Source organism: uncultured Bifidobacterium sp. (assembly GCF_963540075.1).
Classification (GTDB): Bacteria; Actinomycetota; Actinomycetes; order Actinomycetales; family Bifidobacteriaceae; genus Bifidobacterium.
On the sequence record NZ_CAUTOG010000029.1, the window covers coordinates 1 to 18,473 of the forward strand.

Annotated in this window: 13 protein-coding genes; 8 read left to right on the forward strand and 5 right to left on the reverse strand. The window is 68.3% G+C overall.

The window, feature by feature from the left end; genetic code table 11:
• Positions 1-130: 130 nt before the first annotated feature.
• Positions 131-1,663, reverse strand: a complete 1,533-nt coding sequence (locus tag RWX87_RS04765) for an MFS transporter (protein WP_314688086.1) — start codon at positions 1,661-1,663, stop codon at positions 131-133.
• Complete coding sequence (locus tag RWX87_RS04770; protein WP_314688088.1) at positions 1,660-2,958, reverse strand: M20 family metallopeptidase; 1,299 nt, start codon at positions 2,956-2,958, stop codon at positions 1,660-1,662. Before RWX87_RS04770 ends, RWX87_RS04765 begins: the two co-directional genes overlap by 4 nt.
• 146 nt (positions 2,959-3,104) lie before the next feature.
• On the opposite strand from RWX87_RS04770, the gene RWX87_RS04775 reads away from it, so the two are divergent.
• Together RWX87_RS04775 and RWX87_RS04780 are read left to right on the forward strand one after the other, a co-directional pair.
• A complete protein-coding gene (locus RWX87_RS04775; RefSeq protein ID WP_314688090.1) occupies positions 3,105-4,127 on the forward strand; it encodes an Lrp/AsnC family transcriptional regulator in 1,023 nt (340 codons plus the stop codon).
• Between the two features lie 198 nt (positions 4,128-4,325).
• Entirely contained in the window at positions 4,326-5,504 is a 1,179-nt protein-coding gene (locus tag RWX87_RS04780; RefSeq protein ID WP_314688091.1) for a DUF1524 domain-containing protein, read from the forward strand.
• A 3-nt stretch (positions 5,505-5,507) separates the two neighbouring features.
• Here the strand turns inward: RWX87_RS04780 and RWX87_RS04785 are convergent, their stop codons facing one another.
• The gene (locus RWX87_RS04785) at positions 5,508-7,817 is read right to left on the reverse strand and encodes a glycosyltransferase family 39 protein (protein ID WP_314688094.1); all 2,310 of its coding nucleotides are present in this window, start codon (positions 7,815-7,817) and stop codon (positions 5,508-5,510) included.
• Positions 7,715-8,989 carry a glycosyltransferase family 2 protein gene (locus tag RWX87_RS04790; RefSeq protein WP_314688096.1) on the reverse strand — a complete coding sequence of 425 codons (1,275 nt, stop codon included), beginning with the start codon at positions 8,987-8,989 and terminating at the stop codon, positions 7,715-7,717. Before RWX87_RS04790 ends, RWX87_RS04785 begins: the two co-directional genes overlap by 103 nt.
• Before the next feature lie 615 nt (positions 8,990-9,604).
• On the opposite strand from RWX87_RS04790, the gene RWX87_RS04795 reads away from it, so the two are divergent.
• From RWX87_RS04795 to RWX87_RS04805, 3 genes are all read left to right on the forward strand, one after another.
• On the forward strand, positions 9,605-10,120 hold the full coding sequence (locus tag RWX87_RS04795; protein WP_314688100.1) for a VOC family protein: 516 nt from the start codon (positions 9,605-9,607) through the stop codon (positions 10,118-10,120).
• An 83-nt stretch (positions 10,121-10,203) separates the two neighbouring features.
• Positions 10,204-11,148, forward strand: a complete 945-nt coding sequence (locus RWX87_RS04800) for a phosphatase (protein WP_314688102.1) — start codon at positions 10,204-10,206, stop codon at positions 11,146-11,148.
• A 37-nt stretch (positions 11,149-11,185) separates the two neighbouring features.
• Positions 11,186-12,712, forward strand: coding sequence for an FGGY family carbohydrate kinase (locus tag RWX87_RS04805; protein ID WP_314688104.1), 1,527 nt, complete (start codon positions 11,186-11,188; stop codon positions 12,710-12,712).
• Here RWX87_RS04805 and RWX87_RS04810 read toward each other — a convergent pair.
• Complete coding sequence (locus RWX87_RS04810) at positions 12,630-13,793, reverse strand: hypothetical protein (RefSeq protein ID WP_314688106.1); 1,164 nt, start codon at positions 13,791-13,793, stop codon at positions 12,630-12,632. The two genes, RWX87_RS04805 and RWX87_RS04810, sit on opposite strands and share 83 nt — an antisense overlap.
• 223 nt (positions 13,794-14,016) lie before the next feature.
• Between RWX87_RS04810 and RWX87_RS04815 the strand changes: the two genes are divergently transcribed.
• The 3 genes from RWX87_RS04815 (at position 14,017) to RWX87_RS04825 (ending at position 18,324) form a co-directional block, all read left to right on the forward strand.
• Positions 14,017-14,553: an NAD(P)H-dependent oxidoreductase gene (locus RWX87_RS04815; RefSeq protein ID WP_314688108.1), complete on the forward strand. Its 537-nt coding sequence runs from the start codon at positions 14,017-14,019 to the stop codon at positions 14,551-14,553.
• Between the two features lie 267 nt (positions 14,554-14,820).
• On the forward strand, positions 14,821-16,581 hold the full coding sequence (gene spxB / locus RWX87_RS04820) for a pyruvate oxidase (protein ID WP_314688110.1): 1,761 nt from the start codon (positions 14,821-14,823) through the stop codon (positions 16,579-16,581).
• Between the two features lie 327 nt (positions 16,582-16,908).
• The gene (locus RWX87_RS04825; protein ID WP_314688113.1) at positions 16,909-18,324 is read left to right on the forward strand and encodes an MFS transporter; all 1,416 of its coding nucleotides are present in this window, start codon (positions 16,909-16,911) and stop codon (positions 18,322-18,324) included.
• Positions 18,325-18,473: the final 149 nt, after the last annotated feature.

Below are 18,473 nucleotides of genomic sequence, written 5' to 3' on the forward strand. Positions count from 1 at the left end.
CTTCATCATGTCATGGACGTCGCGCTGCCGTGCCGCGGCGGGACTGGAGGATGGCCCATTGCGGCCGCACCCCGGCAACCCCGGCAACCCCTGTCAACCCCCGGTCGGGAGGCCGCGGTCTCGACGGTCCTCAGCCGGTGACGTCGGTCCCGCGTCCGAACCGCACCACCGAGAACACGCCCGCAGAGGTCGAGATGATGCCGAGGGCCGAGCACACCGCCCACATCCATGTGAACCCGCCCAGACCCACGACGCCGGAGGAGCCGGTATGCGAGGAGAGGATGGCACTGATCGTCGCCGAGCCGAAGGCGCCACCCACGGAGATCGCCATCTCGTAGATGCCGGAGCCCGTGGACACCTCGTCGCCGCCGATCTCCGAGACCACCACCGTGCGCGTCGACGCCTCCACGAAGCCGAGGCCGAGACCCGCGACCAGCATGGACGCCACGTATCCGACGAGGCTCGCATGCAGCACGAGCAGACCCGCGAAGCCCACCAGGTTGCAGGCGGCCCCGACGAGGATCGCGCAGCGGTACCCCCAGTGCATGCCGATGCGCGGCGTCAGCGACACGGCGATCATCGTCATCACCAGCGTGGGAAGCGACACGAGGCTGATCTGCGACGCCGTCAGGCCCAGCCCGTAGCCGTACTTCTCGGGGTCGAGGGCGAGGAACGTCGAGCCGGCCACCTGGGTGCCGATGGACGAGAAGTACACGATGAAGCCGATGAGATACACCGGCAGCAGCCTCGGGCGAAGCAGGTCGGGCAGATGGATCATCGGGGACTGCACGCGCGACTCGATGACGGCCCACACGGCCACGAGCAGGATCCCGCCGATCAGGCAGGACAGCGTCGCCGCGCTCGACCAGCCCCAGGTCGCGCCCTCGTCGATGCCGGCGAGCAGAGCCGCAAGGCCGAAGCCCAGGAGCAGCACGCCGGGCCAATCCACCGAAAGGCCTGCGGGGCGGCGATGGTCGCCGAGCCTCATCCGCGTGAGAAGCGCCAGTCCGATGAGGAAGCCGACGGCGGGGATCCACAGCACCAGGCGCATCCCCTGCGAGGAGACCTTGAGCAGGACGCTCGCCAGAAGCAGGCCGAACACCACGCCGAACAGCAGGATCGTCGTCAGATAGGCGACGCCCCTGCGCAGGCGGTCCCTGCTGAAATGGGTGCGGATGAGGCCGAACATCAGCGGCAGGAAGGCGGCGAAGGCGCCCTGCAGCACGCGGCCTACGACGAGCACCCAGAACGTCGGCGCCGCGGCCACGAGCACGCTGCCGAGGGCGACGACGGCTGTCTGGATGCGCAGGATGCGCAGATGGCCGTACACGTCGCCGAGACGGGAGAACAGAGGCGTGAGGACCACCGAGGTGAGGGTGAACGCCGTCAGGGCGAGGGACAGTCGGTCGACGCCGACGTGGAAGGCGGCGGCGAGCTGCGAGTAGAGCGGGGTGAAGTACACCTGCAGAACGCCGCTGGACAGCTCGATGGTCATCAGTGCGGCGAGCGTCGGTCCGAAGGGCGTGACGGGGGACGGCGTGGACGTCGTGCCGGTGCTCGCCGGCGCCGTGGGCGCCGTGGGCGCCGTGTGGCGCAGGGCGTCCGCATCCGCGGCGTTGGCGGATTCCTTGGCGGCATCCGGCATGGGCGATGGCATGGTCATCTGGAGTCTTCTCCTGCGTCGTGGGCTAGCTTCTCGATGTCGACGCCGACGTCGTCCGCGTCGGCCATGGCGGGCCCGGCGGCGCCCGGGGTCGGCCCGCGTCCATCCGTTTCCGTCCCGCGGGTCTGTCGGGCCCAGACGAGCGTCGCGAGGGCCGCGGCCTGGTCGCCGAGCACGGCGTCGTCGAAACGCGCGCGCGGGGAATGGTTCACGGCCGTCATCGGGTCGACTCCCTTCGGCGTGGAGGCCAGAAGGATGAAGGCGCCGGGCACTCTGTCCAGGATGCAGGAGAAGTCCTCCGACCCCATCAGCGGGTCCTTCAGCCTGATGACGCGCGACGCGCCGAAGGTCGCGCGCAGCGTGGACATGGCGGCGGCGTATTCCGTCGGGTCGTTGGCCGTGACCGGGTACAGCACGCTGAAATCCACGTCGGCGGTGCACCCGTGCGCCGAGGCGATGCCGTCGGCGAGGCGGCGCACCTCGTCCCCGAAGCGTTCCGGCATCGTCGGTGACACCGTTCGCACCGTGGCGCCCAGACTCGCCTGGGCGGGAATGACGTTGATGGCCGTGCCGGCGCCGAGCTGCGTTATCGAGGCCACGACCGGATCGAAGACGCTGAAGCGGCGGGTGATCATCACGGGGATGGCCTGGGCGAGGTCGATGAGCGCCGGGACGGGGTCGATGGCGGCGAAGGGGCTCGACCCGTGACCGCCTCGGCCGTGCATGGTGACGTGAAGGTCGTTGGATCCGGCGAGCACAGCACCTGGGCGGGAGAGGATCGCTCCCCGCGGACCGGGGATGACATGGATCGCATAGGCGGCGTCGGGTGTCCGTCCCGCGGCCTCGAGCACCCCCTCCGCGATCATCGTCTTCGCGCCGGATCCGGCCTCCTCGCCGGGCTGGAACATGAACTCGACGTCCCCGTGCATCTCCTCGCGGTGCGCGGCCAGCAGCATGGCGGCGCCGACCAGACCGGCCGTGTGCAGGTCGTGCCCGCAGGCGTGCATCGTGCCGGGGGGCGCGGCGAACGGCAGACCGGACTCCTCGGTTCCGGGCAGACCGTCCATGTCGCCGCGCAGCAGGACCAGCGGCCCCGGATGCCCGCCCCGCAGGACGGCGGTGATGGAGCTGCAGGAGCTTCCCGTGGCGATCTCGAGGCCGAGACCGTCCAGCGCCCTGAGGACTTCGCGCTGCGTCCAGGGCAGGTCGAGCGCCAGCTCGGGATGGGCGTGGAGACGATGCCGCAGAGCGACGAGCGTAGGCGTGAGGGATGCGGATTCGCGTCGGAAGTCCATGGAACGGGTCCTTTCTCGATCTGACGACCGCGGTGCGTCCGTTCCGGCGGGCGCCGGAACGGAACCAGCGACGACGCTATGGATTCTCGTGTTTCATGGATTTTTCATCCGGAGGATTCTGCAAGAGAAATGCAATATCATCGAAAATGATGCAAGAGAATGCCCTTGATGAGATGGATTGCAAAATAATCGACGCCCTGCAGATTCACCCGCGGGCGTCCTGGAGCGAACTGGCCCCCATCCTCGAAACGTCGGAGAGCACGCTGTCGCGGCGCTGGGACAGGCTGTCGGAATCCGGCATCGCCTATGTGACGGGGATCCCCGGCCCGGCTCTGCATCCCAGCATCGCGCTCGTGGAGATCCGCTGCGCCCCGCGTGACATCCTCGACCTGGGACGACGGCTGTCCACCGAGCGCGCCGTGGCCTCGATCGACCTGACCGCGGGAGGGCGCGAGATGCTCGTCACCGTGGGATTCCGGTCGCTGTCCGACCTCGGCGACTGGCTGACGGACGGGTTCCGCGACTATCCGGAGGTGACGGCGTCGCATACCCATGTGCTGTCCGGAATACTCGTCGATGCGCATCTGTGGCGCATGCGCGCGCTGACCTCCCGCCAGGCGGATCTGATACGCGGACTCGTCGAAGTGCCCGAGGGCCCGTCATCCTTCGCGGACGTCGCCGAGGACAGCGGTCTCATCGCGCTTCTCGCGCGGCTCAACCACGACGGGCGGATGCCCTTGTCGAAGCTGTCCGAGGCATGCGGGATACCCGTCCGACGGCTCCGGCGTCTTCTTCCCCGGCTCGAGGCCGATGGTCGTCTCGTGCTCCGCACCGACGTCGCCCGGCCCTATACGCCGTGGCCTGTGCTGGCCTGGTACTTCCTCCGGGTCCCGGCCACTCAGCTGGCGAGGATGCAGGGCATGTTCGCCGCCCTTGACGAGGTGCGCATGGCGGCGGCGGCCCTGGGGCCCGCGAACGTCATCCTTTCGGTGTGGCTGCGTGATCTAGGGGACGTCCAGCGCTTCGAGATCACCCTCGGAATGCGCATCCCCGGCGTCATCGTCGAGGACCGCTCCGTGGTGTTCCGCTCACTCAAGCATCTGGGGCGTCTTCTTTGGCCGGACGGCAGAAGGGGCGCCACGGTCGAGATGGTGCCGCCGGAGGCCTGACGCGTCCGAAGGGGTGCGGATGTCTGAAGGGCAGACGCCAGAAGGGGGTGGGCGTCTCCCGTTGCCGAAGGCTTCGCAGGCTCCCTGATGCGGCGTAGGATTCCGTCGTAGTCCGTGTCCGTTCCTGGATTCGGATGGCCGCAGAGGCGCGGAGACCCCAGCGGCGTGCGTCCAGTGGACGCGAGAAGGGGGAGCGCCATGCGCAGGAACGCGTCATCCGTCCGTCGTCGTCGGATATGGGCATGGGGCCGAGCGGGTCTGGCCGCCGTTCTTGCGATGGCCATGCTGGGCACCGCCGCGGCGTGTGGCGGGTCAGAGTCCTCGCAGGGGTCGACGGCCTCGACGTCAGCCTCGGCGTCCTCGGCATCGGCTTCCTCGTCGTCCCCGACCTCCGCATCGTCCCCGGCCTCCCACGCCTCGGCATCGGCTTCCTCGTCGTCCTCGGCCGCGAAGTCCAGGACGTCGGGCTCATCATCCTCGAAGGGCACTCTGGCCACCACGGTGCTCGCCGCCCTCGCCATCAAGGGCCGTGCGCCCAAAACAGGTTATTCGCGCTCGCAGTTCGGCACCGCGTGGGCGGACGTCGACCACAACGGCTGCGACACCCGCAACGACATCCTCAACCGCGACCTGACGGGCAAGACCTACAAATCCGGTACCCATGACTGCGTCGTGGCCACCGGAACGCTCAATGACCCCTACACGGGCACGCGCATCGGCTTCGTGCGCGGAGAGGGGACCTCCACCGCCGTGCAGATCGACCATGTCGTGGCGCTGTCCGACGCCTGGCAGACGGGCGCTCAGAAGCTGAGCTCCTCCGTGCGCGAGGATTTCGCCAACGACCCCTACAATCTCCTCGCCGTCGACGGGCCGGCCAACGAGCAGAAGGGTGACGGCGACGCCGCGACCTGGCTGCCGTCGAACGCATCCTTCCGCTGCCAGTACGTCGCGCGTCAGATCGGCGTCAAGCACAAATACGGCCTGTGGGTGACGCAGGCCGAGCATGACGCCATGGCCCGCGTGCTGTCCGGCTGCCCGACGCAGACCGTCCCGACGGGCGGCGGGGTGATCGGGTCGGTGTCCTCGGGATCGTCGTCGTCGGCCGCGTCCACCGCGAGGACGCCGACCGCATCCAGGTCGACTGCCACGTCGCGCGCCGTCGCGAAGTCCACGGCGGCGGCATCCACGCGATCCACGGCATCGTCCCATGCCACCGCGAAGTCGTCATCCGGGACCGCCACGTCATCCTCGGGCTCCTCCGTGTACTACAGGAACTGCACGGCCGTGCGAGCCGCCGGCAAGGCGCCTCTGCGCAGCACCGATCCCGGATACAGCCGCAAACTGGACCGGGACGGCGACGGCATCGCCTGCGAGTAGCCGCTACTTCCTCTCGGTGAGGTTGTAGATGGTGACGCCATCGATCGTCTGTGCGGTGAAGTTCTCCTCCACCCACGAGGAGATCTGCGAGGCGGTGTCCGAGCCTCCCAGCTGCGTCCCGCCGATGCTTCCCGCGATGTAGTAGTGGATGAGCCCCTGCCTCACGTACTTCTTGAACTGAGCGAGCGTGGGGGAGGGATCGGAGCCGTTGAAGCCGCCGATGGCCATCACCGCGCGCCCCGACGCGAGCTGGTACTTCGCCGCCGTCTGGGAGCCCGTGGTCGCGGCCGCCCAACGGTAGGAGCCGGCCGAGGATTCCAGCATCGTCGTGATGGTCGAGCTCGTCGACCCGCTGCCCAGGAATCCGCTCATGCCGCCCGTCGTACCACCGAATCCGCCTCCCTGACCGGTTCCGCCGCCTCCGAATCCTCCCGTTCCACCGGGCATCCGCATGCCGCCGCCCTGACCTCCTCCGAAGTTCGCGCGCCCGCCGCCGAAGGAGCGCGAGGAGGACGACGTGACGCTCGGTCCGGCCAGCACGATCGAGCCGGTATGCGAGGTGGACACCGTGTATCCCGTCCAGGCCGCGGGGCCCGCGAGCAGCGCCATGACGGACAGCGTCGCGCCTATCTTCGCCAGAAGGTTCGCGGCGGAGGGGACCGGCGTCATCATGAGTGCCGTAGGGGCCGTCACCGGGGACATGGCCGGCAGGGAATCCGTCGCCGACGCGTCTGCGGGGACGTCCGCGGGGAATCCCCCCTGCAGCTCATCGTCGGGGTCGTCCGCATGGTCCTCATCGCCGGTGGATTCGGCGGATGTGCTCTGTGCGACGGCGGCGCTCGACGAGGAGAGCACGCCGGCCGCGGCCAGCGTGATGACGCCGGCCAGTCCGACGATGATCACGGCCCAGCGCAGCCACGGCACCCAGTCCGCCCGTCCGATGAGGCTCGCCGACCACAGCGTGGAGACCGCCACCAGGATGGGTGCGGTGATCTTCGCCCATGTCCGTCGTCTGCAGGACCAGAGCGCGGCGCAGGCGACGGCCGCGAGGACAGCCACCGCCGGGGAGAGAGCCACCGTGTAGTACTGGTGGAAGATGCCGGCCATGAAGCTGAAGACGATCCATGTGACCGTCAGCCATCCGCCCCACACGACGATTCCCGCCCTGCGCAGATCCGTGCGGGCCGCACGGCCCACCGCCACCAGGCCGAGCACGATGCCCGCGAAGGCGAGCGGGGCCAGCCAGGCGATCTGCGTGCCGTATTCGCCGTCGAACAGGCGAGTCCAGCCGGTGGATCCCCACATGCCGCCGCCGGTGCCGGTGCCGCCGACCACGGAACCCTCCTCGTCGCCGGTCAGCCGGCCGAAGCCGTTGTAGCCGAAGGTGAGCTCAAGGAAGGAGTCGTTCTGAGAGCCGCCGATGTATGGGCGGTCCGAGGCGGGGACGAGCACGGTGAGCAGCACCCACCATCCGGCGGAGACGACCATCGCCGCCACGGCGGCGAGCCCGTCGCCGATCCGGCGGGGGATGCGCGTGGGGGAGGCCATGAGGAAGGCCATGGCGAAGCCCGGAAGCACGAGCAGCACCTGCAGCTGCTTGGTGAGGAATCCGAAGCCGATGAGCACGCCGGCCAGCACCATCCACCACGTGCGGCGACGGCTGCCGCGTCTCGTCGGCCGGTACTCGAGGGAGCGCAGCACCGCGTAGGAGGCGCCCGTCATGAGCAGAACGAGCAGCGCATCGGGGTTGTTGAAGCGGAACATCAGCGCCGCCACGGGCGTGAGGATGAACACGAGCCCCGCGCCGAGTCCGGTGGCGTTTCCCCAGTGGCGGCGGACCGTGGCGTAGATAAGCCAGGTCGTGGCGATGCCCATCAGCGCCTGCGGCAGCAGGATGGAGAGGGAGCTCAGGCCGAAAATCCTCACGGACAGGGCCATGACCCAGATGGAGGCCGGCGGCTTGTCGACCGTGATGGCGTTGCCGGGGTCGAGCGAGCCGAAGAGGAACGCCGTCCAGTTCATCGACCCCGCCTGCGCGGCGGCCGAATAGAACTCGTTCGCATAGCCGGAGACCGTGAGGTTGACCAGGAACACCACCGCCGAGGCCGCGAGCAGCAAGGCCAGAAGCCCCCAGTCGCGCTTCGTGCGGCGCGGCATGCGGTAGAGCAGGAGGTCGGAGGCGTCCTGCGGGGTCAGGCGAGGGAAGCGGATCATCGGCGTGATCCTTTCGAGACGAGGTCGACGGACGTTGCGGTCTCCGGTGCCGTGCCTCGTGGTGTGGTGGTTCGTGGTGGTGTCGTCGTGGTGTCGCATGCTCCGACCGCCGTCGCGCGAGCCGTGGCGTCGGATGCGGCATCCGGCCGGGGCGCGGAATCCCGCCGGTCTGCGTGGGTGGGCGCCGTGGTGAGCATCAGCGAGCCGGGAAGCGTCCGCTGCCCGGTCTCTCCCCAGGAGAGCGGCGATGCGGGGGAGGACGGGTCATGACGAATTGTCGTGGACGCGGTGGTCGCGTTCGACGATGCCCTGAAGCGGCCGTAGGGAACCGCTCCGGCCATGGCATGGACGTCGGGCAAGTCGCCAACTTCGCCCGTGCCCTCACCCCCGCTGGTGCCCTGGAACCTGACGGCGGATTCGCGCTTCAGCCGGCGCATCCCCTTCAGATCCTTGGCGACCGTGTCGGGGATGTTCACCGTGGTTCCCCTGTCCTCGATCCAGTGCACGGGAACCTCCAGGAGACGCATGCCCATAAGCTGCGCCTTCATCAGCAGCTCCGTGTCGAAGAACCACTCGTCGTCCTCGATTCGAGGGAGCAAAGCCCCGGCGGCCGCACGCGTCATCGCCTTGAAACCGCACTGGGCATCCCGGAACCGCGCACCCAGATACGCGCGCAGCATCCTGTTGTAGGCCCGGGAGATCGTCTCGCGGGTCCATGAGCGGACCACGGAGGCGCGGGGGTCCAGACGGCATCCGCAGGATAGGTCGGCCTCGCCGCGCAGCAGGGGGAGGACGAGCCGGCCGGTGTGACGGATGTCCGTGGAGAGGTCGGCGTCCATGTACGCCACGACACGGGCCCGCGAGGACAGCCAGGACACCTTGAGGGCGAAGCCGCGGCCCTTGCGGTCGATGTGAAGGGCACGGACCTGCAGGGGCCAGCGCTCGTGGAGGCTGCGGGCGATGGACCATGTCGAGTCGGTGCTGGCGTTGTCGGCGATGACGACGTTCCAGCTGAACGGGCTGGTCGCGCCCTGCGTGTCATAGAGGTAGGCGCACAGCGCACGCACCGAGCCCTCCAGGGCCTGCTGCTCGTTGTAGACGGGGATGACGATGTCGACGTCCACCGGGCGGGGATCGCCCAGGGCGATGACGCCGTGGGACATGCGGCCGGCGGCCCCGGCGGGCGATGGCGTTCGTGTTGAGCCGGATTCGGCGGTGACGGCGGGGAAGGCCGCCGAAGACGATGGTGCTGGGGGCCGCATGGAGGGCATGAAAGGCGGCCTCCGGGGTGTCCGGGGATGCTGATCGTTCGTCAGGGACCGTTCGTCGCTCATGGTTTCCGTCATGCCTCCCAGCACATCGCGCTGTCCTGATGTCCGGCTCAAATGACGGTCTCCACGGTATCGGGATGATGCGGGAAAGCGCTGGATGGTTTCTGGACGTTCGCTGGGACGGTGAGGTGACGGTGAGGTGCCCGGGAGATGGTGGACGGTCGCACTCGATCTCCGCGTTCATTGGGCACTTGGTCTTTCAGGAAGCCGGAATCGTAAAGAAAAGGATTCTGAGGAATGGCTGTTTTCCGCCATTCCTCAGGCTCAATGGCGGCGTCTTTCCCCGAGGGGCCGCCCAGGAGGCGGCTCAGAAGCCCAACGAACGGTATGGATGCCCAGGACGTGGACAGAAAAGAGATCGATGGAATCGCTGGTGCCGGTCCCGGAACCGGATGCCCAGGACATGGATAGAAGAGAGGCCGACCGCGACCGTGGCGGTTCCGTGCCGCAGTGGCGGTGATCGCGATTGCTTCTGGCTGAAGGGCCTTCGTCTTCCCGGATGTCCCGCGACCGGTACGGCGACGGGGCTGCCATGTTCCGACTAGCGTGGGAGGCATGATCGACCACATCACGCTCAGGGTCCGCGACATCGACAGGTCCATCCGCTTCTACCGTCAGGCGCTCGCCCCTCTGGGGTACGTCGTCAAGGCTCATCACGAGCCGACGCTGGGATTCGGCGTCGATGACGGCACCCCGCGCTCGGACTTCTACGTCTCGCCGATCGAGGGGCATGAGCCCACGGAGCGGGAATCGGGGGATGCCGATGCCGGGAAGACCGGTGCGGATCGGGACGACGCCGATCGGGCCGATGACGAGCGGAGCGATGCAGGGAACGCGGATGAGGAGCCGTCCATGGCCCGGCGTCCGACGCCGGTGACGCATATCGCCTTCCGCGCCAGGGATCAGGCCGCCGTGCATGCGTTTTACGAGGCTGCGCTGAAGGCGGGCGGGACCGGCAACGGAGCCCCCGGACCGCGCCCCTACCACCCCGGGTACTACGCGGCCTTCGTGCTCGACCCCGACGGCAACAACATCGAGGCCGTCGTCGACTGGGCGGGGTCGGCGCGATGACCGAGGCGCTTTCCCGTGGAGCGGGTCGTCAGAACGACATGGATCGAGAGGTCGGGACGGTGAATCCCCGGAACGCCGGAGGCGTGTCCTGTCGGAGTGACGCGGGCTCGGGAACCGTCTCTTCACAGGCCTCGGTTGTCGTGGCCTCCAATGGCGATGGAAGCGTTGAGGGGGCGACCGGCCCGGCGACGGAGACGTCTCCGCTGGACGGGGGCCAGCGGCGCCTCGCCAGGGACCTGACCCTTCGGCGCATCGTCGGGGACGTGCCCACCGACCGCTCCAGCAACATCAACAACCTCAGGGCTCTGGCCGGACGGGAGCCGCACTACATGTTCGGCGTCGACGTCCAGGACCACTGGGACGAGACCGAGCTGCTCGAGCTCATGCACCGCCGCGTCGGCATCAGCGCCGACCCGGCGTTCGAGCACGGCCAGGACCGCATCGACCCGGAGCTGACGGTCCGCGCGCTCGCCCGCTACGCCTCGGCGATCGGCGAGACGGCCCGGTGGCGAGGCACCTTCCTCTTCGCCACGGGGCATCCCTCCTGCCTCGCCTGGATCTATGCGCCCATCGTCCGGGCGGTGCGCGCGGCCGGCTGCCCGGTGGTCTCCCTAGACGTGCTGCTCGGCTCCGACAACCCCGTCAGCGGCACGGTTCTTGGCGTCGAGGCGCCTGAGCCCGGGCAGGTCCGGCAGATCGAGGGGGTACTCATGCGCTACGACCGCGGCAACCTCCTGCATACGCATGAGCCCGGGTTCATGGAGAAGGTCATCGGACGTCTCGACGACGCCGGTCTGGTCCCCGACCTTGTCGTCGCCGACCATGGATGGGCTGGGGCCTCCGGACGTCGGGGATACCGCACCATCGGCATCGCCGACTGCAACGACCCCGCGCTGTTCGTCGCCGAGGCGCAGGGCGAGGTCGAGGTGTGCGTGCCCATGGATGACGGCATGCCGCCCTCCCAGCTCGGCGGACTCATCGGCTTCGTTCTCGACCGCGCAGGGCTGCGTGACCCGGACGCGGGGTGAGCGAACGAAGGGCATGCGAGTTTCGTAGCCCGCTAGCATGGACACCATGCATGTCGCGACGTTCGACGCGGGGACGACCGCGGTCAAGGGGGTACTCGTCGATGGCAGCGGGCGCATCGTGGTCCAGGCGTCGAGCGCTCCGATTCCGCTGCATGCCGAGGGTGATGAGCGTGAGCAGGACCCGGAGGACTGGTGGCGCCGCTTCACGGGGGTGAGCCGTGAGCTGCTGCGGCTGGCTATCCGGGCCGACCCCGCCTTCGATGCGCACAGCATCGGCGCCGTCATCATGAGCGGCCAGATGCAGGACGTCATCACCCTCGACGGTTCCGGCCGGCCGCTGCGCCCGGCGATCCTCTACTCCGACGGACGCGCCGCGCCCCAGGCCGAGGAGCTCCGGGACGCCGTGGGAACCGAGGCCTTCCGCGACGTCGTCGGAAGCCCCTGCGAGGGGTCCCTGCCCGTGACCAAGCTGATGTGGCTGAGGGTCCATGAGCCGGATGTCTTCTCGCGCATCCGGCATGTGCTCATCGACGCCAAGGATTTCCTCGTCCTGCGGATGACGGGGGAGTACGTCGGCGACGTCACCGCCTGCTCCACCTCGGGTGCGATGGACATCCGCGCCCGCCGCTGGGATGCGAGGATCCTTGACGCCGCGGGCGTGAACGCGGGCATCCTGCCGAGCCTTCGCAGGCCGCAGGACCTCGTCGGAACCGTTCTGCCCCGGGCGGCCAGGCAGACGGGTCTGCCTGCAGGGGCGGCGGTGTACGCGGGAATCGGCGACGCGGGGGCGACGACCCTGGCCGCCGGCGTCACGCGTCCCGGACAGTACAACGTCAACCTCGGCACCTCCGGATGGGTCGCGACGGTCTCCGAGGCACCCGTCGTCGACAGGCCGGGGATCGCGAACCTCGCCTGCGAGACCCCTTCCGGATTCATCAACGGCGTGCCCTTCCTCAATGCCGGCGACGTGCATCGCTGGGCGGCCCGCGTCCTCGCCGGGGGCGACTACGACCGCTTCGCCGGGCTGCTGGACTCCTCCGAGCCCGGCGCGCACGGCGTGCTGTGCCTGCCGTATCTCGTCGGGGAGCGCTTTCCCGTCATGAACCCCTCGATCCGCGCGGCGTTCACGGGCATCGGCGTGGATGCCACGGCAGCCGACCTCGCCCGCGCCGCCCTGGAGGGCGTGGTCTACTCCATCCGGCAGGGGCTGGAGTCCTTCGTCGTGCGGCCCGATGAGGTCACGCTCATCGGTGGCGGCGCGCGGGAATCCCGCTGGTGCCGGATCATGGCCGACGTTCTTGGCGTACGCGTGGAGGCCTTCCGCGACGCCGAGGTCATGCCGTCCGTGGCGTTGGCGGGGCTTGTGCTCGAGGCGGATTCCCGGGCCGTGGCCAGGCTGCTGCGCGAGCGTCGTGAGTCGACCGTGTACGAGCCGGACATGGCGGCGCACGCGTCGTACGACGCGGCGTATCGCCGTTTCCTCAGACTGTATCCGGCGGTCGACGCCCTGACGGGTCATCCGACTGATCCCCTGGCTGATGCCCCGTCCGACTCCCGGCGTTGAAGGGCGGGAAGCCCCGGTAGCGGCGGGAGAACTCACGGATCATCCACGGGTCGGGGCTCCAGACGAAGGGGTCGTCATGGGACCGTTCGTCATACGATCCGCCGGCATCGTCTCGGTCGGCCTGGTGCCCTCCGGTCCGTGGCTCTTCGGTGTCCGGAGGGGGAGCCATACGGCAGAGTCCGATCGCGTCGACGAACGCCTTCATGCCCTCACGGCCGAAGGGGTAGGGCGTCGTGCACCAGACGGGGTCGATCTCGAGGACGGCGGGGGCGGGGGAACCATCGGCGAATCCGAGCAGCAGACTCATCGGGGGAGGGGAGGGGTGAGGCCTATCGTTCGATGATCCGTCCCGTCCGGCCACGTCCAGGGCGCCGGCGGCGGCCTCGGCGACGTCCAGCGCCGCCTGACGGCGGCCAGGATCGAAACATGCTCCATCGAACACGGTGACGACGTCCATGCGCCCCGGCGTCGGATGGACGCATGCTCCCGAGCAGGCCGCGGCCGTCTCGCCGGCGGGGTCGATGACGACGCACCACTCCTCGACAAGACCCTCCACGTTCCCCGCCAGCTCGATGAGGGAATCGTCGGGGGCATGGGCATGCGCAAGGTCCCGCCGCAACACGTCCCAATCGCGCCTTGCCGCCCGGAACCCCGCAACGCGCCCCGACGCCACGCGCGACCAGGGGCGTTCGCCGAGATCCGACGGGAACACGGGGAAGGCATGCCCCGCAAGGACGTCCCCGGCACGGACGACAAGGGTCGGGTGCCGCGTCAGGGGGTACGGCAGTCGCGCGATCGCGTCGGCCGCGGGCGCCGCGAGACGCAGAGGAGGCAGTCCTGAGCGCCGGCGCCAGTCGTTGAGCGAGATCAGCGTCCCCGGGGAGGACCAGACGGCGTCCCCGTCGCTGATTCCCCGCGCGGGGGAGAGTCCGTCATGCGTGACGATGCGGGCGCCGGCCGTGGCCGCGTCGTGGTCGGCCCGCCTGTCGTCCGCAGGTCCGTGGAGGTCCGCAAGCCCCCGACGAAACTCCCCGGCGACCCAGCCCGGAGGGCCGATCACATGGAGGGTGGACGTGGCCATGCGCATCTCCTCTCACAGCACAATCCCCAGAGGGTCCGTGGAACGGTTTCCTAGCATGGAGCCGTCGGATTCGCCCGAAGGGCGTCCCGCCGCGTCCCGCCGGATTCGTCCGGTCGCCGCGAAGGGGCTTGTGCGACTCCGTCGCCCGTCGGCGTCCGTCGTCGTCGGGCCCACCATAGGCACACTGACCACCATCGTCACACGACACGCAAGAAGGATGAGCATGACCACCATCGCCGTATTCGTCGGATCGCTTCGCAGGGACTCGTTCAACAAGGCCCTCGCCCGCAACATCGAGAGGCTTCTGCCCGAGGGCGTCGAGTTCCGCTACGCCGACCTCGACCTGCCGCTGTACGACCAGGACCTCGATGCGAACCTGCCCGAGAAGGTCGTCGCCCTCAAGAAGCTCGTCGCCGAGTCCGACGGCGTGCTCTTCGTCACCCCGGAGTACAACCGCAGCTTCTCCGGCGTCATCAAGAACGCCATCGACTGGGCCTCCCGCCCGTGGGGCCAGAGCTCCTTCGCCGGCAAGCCCGCGGCCATCGCCGGCGCCTCCATCGGAGCCCTCGGCACCACCCAGGCCCAGTCGCAGCTGCGCAACGTGCTTCTGTTCCTCGACATGAAGGTCATGGGCCAGCCCGAGCTGTACTTCAACGCCAGCGCCGGCCTTGACGGGAACGGCGACGTGGCGCCGGAGTCGAAGGACTTCCTCCAGGGCTTCGTCGATGCCCTCGTCGCCCACGTTCGGGGCGAGAAGTAGGACCGGGCGTCCTGCGACGAAGGCAAGAGCCGGGGGTGTGATGTTACCCACAGAACCCCCGGTTTTTCGCCGTCCGCGACAGACCGGCGGCCTAATCTGCAGGTGAACCGGTTTCCGGCTGCGCCAAGGGCGGCGGGACCGGACCGTGGTCACGACACGACCGCCGGATAACAGAGCAAACGAATGCGCGTCGCCCAGCAGCGTGCGGCGTGCGGGACGGCCGGGCTCCCCATAAGGGGCCGGACGGACGGATACAAGGAGGTATTCATGGCAGAGACGATCAACGCCGGCGACGCGGTGCTGCGTGTTCTGGAGGCCTGGGGGGTCCCCCGCATCTATGGTCTTCCCGGTGGTTCCTTCGATTCGATGATGAACGCGATCCACAACGAGAAGGACGGCATCGACTTCATCCAGGTGCGTCACGAGGAGGGTGGTGCCATCGCCGCCTCGGCCGAGGCCAAGCTCACCGGCCGCATCGGCGTGTGCTTCGGATCCTCCGGCCCCGGCGCCGTCCATCTGCTCAACGGCCTGTATGACGCTCGCGAGGACCATGTCCCCGTGCTGGCCCTCGTCGGCCAGGTGCCCATGCAGTTCATGAACATCGACTTCTTCCAGGCCATGGACGAGGAACCCATCTTCGCCGACGTCGCGGTGTTCAACCGCACGGCCACGACCGCCGCCGGTCTTCCCGCCCTCATTGACGAGGCCGTCCGCCAGGCCTACAAATACAGCGGGGTCGCGGTCATCACCATCCCCAAGGACCTCGCGTGGACGCCCATCGACTTCGACGTCGACACCGTGGTCACCGCGCGCAACTTCCGCAGGCCTCTGCCCGTGCAGCCGCACCACGACCTCGTCGAGCAGGCCGTCTCCCTCATCGAGTCCGCCAAGGCCCCGCTGCTGTGGTTCGGCCGGGGAGCGAGCTCCGCGCATGACGAGCTCGTCGAGATCTCCCGGAAATTCAAGATGCCCATGGTCTCCACCCATCCAAGCAAGGGCGTCGTCGACGACACCGACCCGGCGTTCCTCGGCTCCTCGGGTCGAGTCGCCACGAAGACGGCCACCGAGGCGGGCTTCGCCGCGGACCTCATCCTGTGGGTCGGCAACGACAACCCCTTCGCCGCCAAGATCGTCGGTCCGAACGCCAGGGTCATCCAGATCGACAACGACCCGGAGAAGCTGGGCAAGCGCCTGCAGCCGCAGATGGCCGTTGCCATCCTCGCGGACGCCAAGCTCACGCTGCGGGAGATCATCGACGCCGGCAGGGAGCTTCCGGAGACGCCGTTCTACCGGGCGTGTCTGGCGAGCAAGCGCAACTGGGAGGAATGGATCGCCTCCTTCAACGACGACGAACGCACGCCGCTGCGCCCGGAGCCGATCTTCCACATCATCAACGAGCAGGCCGACCCCGACGACGTGTTCCTCATCGACGTCGGCAACGTCAACATCAACTTCGCCCGTCTGTCGCATCTGAAGCCGACCAATCGCTGGGCCACCTCCGGCAAGCACGCCACCATGGGATTCGCCGTGCCGGGGTCCCTGGCCGCCAAGCTCGAGTACCCGGGCTCCACCGTGTATTCGCTCAGTGGCGACGGCGGGTTCGCGATGATGAACGAGGAGATCCTCGCCCAGGTCAAGTATCATCTGCCCGTCATCAACGTCGTGTTCTCCAACAGGACCCTGGGCTTCATCGAGGCCGAGCAGCGCGACGACTCTCACCAGCCGCTCTCCGGGGTCGATCTCATCGACGCGGACTGGGCGAAGGTCGGCGAGGGCTACGGCGCCCTGGGCTTCACCGTGCGCACCGTGGAGGAGGCCCGCAGGGCCTTCGCCGAGGCCAAGGCCGCCGACCGTCCGTCGGTGATCGACGTCAAGCTCACCGGTGACATGCCGTTCACGACGATGTACATGCATCTGTCGGAGCATGACGATCCCGCCGCCGTGAAGGAGTTCACGGACAAGTACGAGGCCTGGCCGCTCAAGGCCCTCGACTACTGGATCGAGCAGGAGGAGCGGGCGAAGGCCTGATCCGTCGGCGCGCGGTCCATGCGGCGGCAAGGCATGGCCCGATGGAGCGAAGGCCCCGGTTGGTACGTCCGTCGCTTGCGGACGCGCCGCCCGGGGCCTTTCCATATGTGATTCCGCTCACATTCATGACATGAATCGCCTTGGGTGGACGGGTGGGGATGGTGAAAGGCCAGGGGACGTTCTACCATCGCTGACCAGAGACATCCCATAAGGATGTGAAGAGAGAGCTGTGATTCGTCCCCCATCCGCCCGATCAGGCGGCGGGAGGGTCGCACGAGGCGGGTTCCCATGCCCGTCCGCATTCGTTTCACAAGAAGGATCAGGACATTGTCCTCAGCAACCGTGCAGGCGGAGGAACCGTCTGCCACCGCATCCATTTCGTTGTCCAAACCCCTGAACTCCCCGGCCGAGATCATCGGCGCCAGCCTCGTCGGCACCACGGTCGAGTTCTATGACTTCTACGTGTACGCGACCGCCGCCGTGCTGGTCTTCCCCACGCTGTTCTTCCCGACGATCAACCACACCGCCGCCCTGCTGGCCTCCTTCGGCGTGTTCGGCGCGGCCATGATCGCGCGCCCGGTGGGCGCCATCTTTTATGGCCATATGGGAGACAAGCGTGGCCGCAAGGCCACTCTGGTCGCCTGCCTGCTGACGATGGGCATCGCCACGTTCTGCGTCGGCCTGCTGCCCACCTACGGTCAGGTCGGTATCCTCGCCCCCGCCCTGCTGCTCATCCTGCGTCTGACGCAGGGCTTTGCCCTCGGTGGCGAATGGTCCGGCGCGGCACTGGTCGCCACGGAGAACGCCCCCGCCAACAAGCGGGCCCTGTACGGCACCTTCCCGCAGCTCGGCGCTCCCATCGGCTTCATCATCGCCAACGGGCTGTTTCTCATCATCAACTACGCGCTGCCGCATGCGGATGGTTCGGCCATCGAGTCCAGCGCGTTCCTGAGCTGGGGCTGGCGCATCCCGTTCCTCTTCAGCTCGATCATGGTGGCCGTCGGCCTGTGGGTGCGCTCCAAGCTCGCCGAATCCGAGACCTTCAAGGAGGCCGAGAAGCGTGGGGCCATCGTCAAGGTCCCGCTGTTCGACACCCTTCGCCATCATATGAAGGCCGTCGTTCTCGGTACCTTCGCCATGCTCGCCACCTACGTGCTGTTCTATCTCATGACGACGTTCAGCCTCACCTACGGCACCACCTCCTCGTCCGCGGCGCCCGCGGGGCTGGGGATCAGCTACACCGATTTCGTGCTCATGCAGATCATCGGTGTGGTCTTCTTCGGTCTGTTCACGCTGCTCTCCGGACCGCTGGCCGACGCCGTCGGCCGTCGCAAGCTGCTCATCTGGGTGACCGTGGTCATCATCGCCTTCGCGCTGATGTTCCCGATCTTCCTCGACGACAAAAGCGGCACCTCCTTCAACGGCGCGCTCGCCGAGGCCTTCCTCATCCTGGGCTTCACGCTGATGGGCTTCACTTTCGGACCGATGGGCGCGCTGCTTCCGGAGATGTATCCGACCAACGTGCGTTACACGGGCTCGGCCATCGCCTACAACGTCAGCTCGATCCTCGGCGCGGCGCTCGCCCCCATCATCGCCACCGCTCTGTGGAGCGCCGCAGGCGGCAGCGTCTGGCTCGTCGGCGTGTATCTCGCGGCCGCCTCCGTGCTGACCCTCATCGCCCTCGTTCTCACCCATGAGACCAAGGACATGGACTACAACGGCGACATCGGCACCACCGACTGACGACCGCCGGCCGGTATCCCTCTCGCCCCACCCGTTGCGTCCCTTCCGGATGCGTCCGTGAGTGGGAGTGATTCCGGACGGTAGATTCCAGGGACCCTTCGCGAACGCGTTCGCGAAGGGTCCCTGTCGTCGTCCTACCCTGTCGTCGT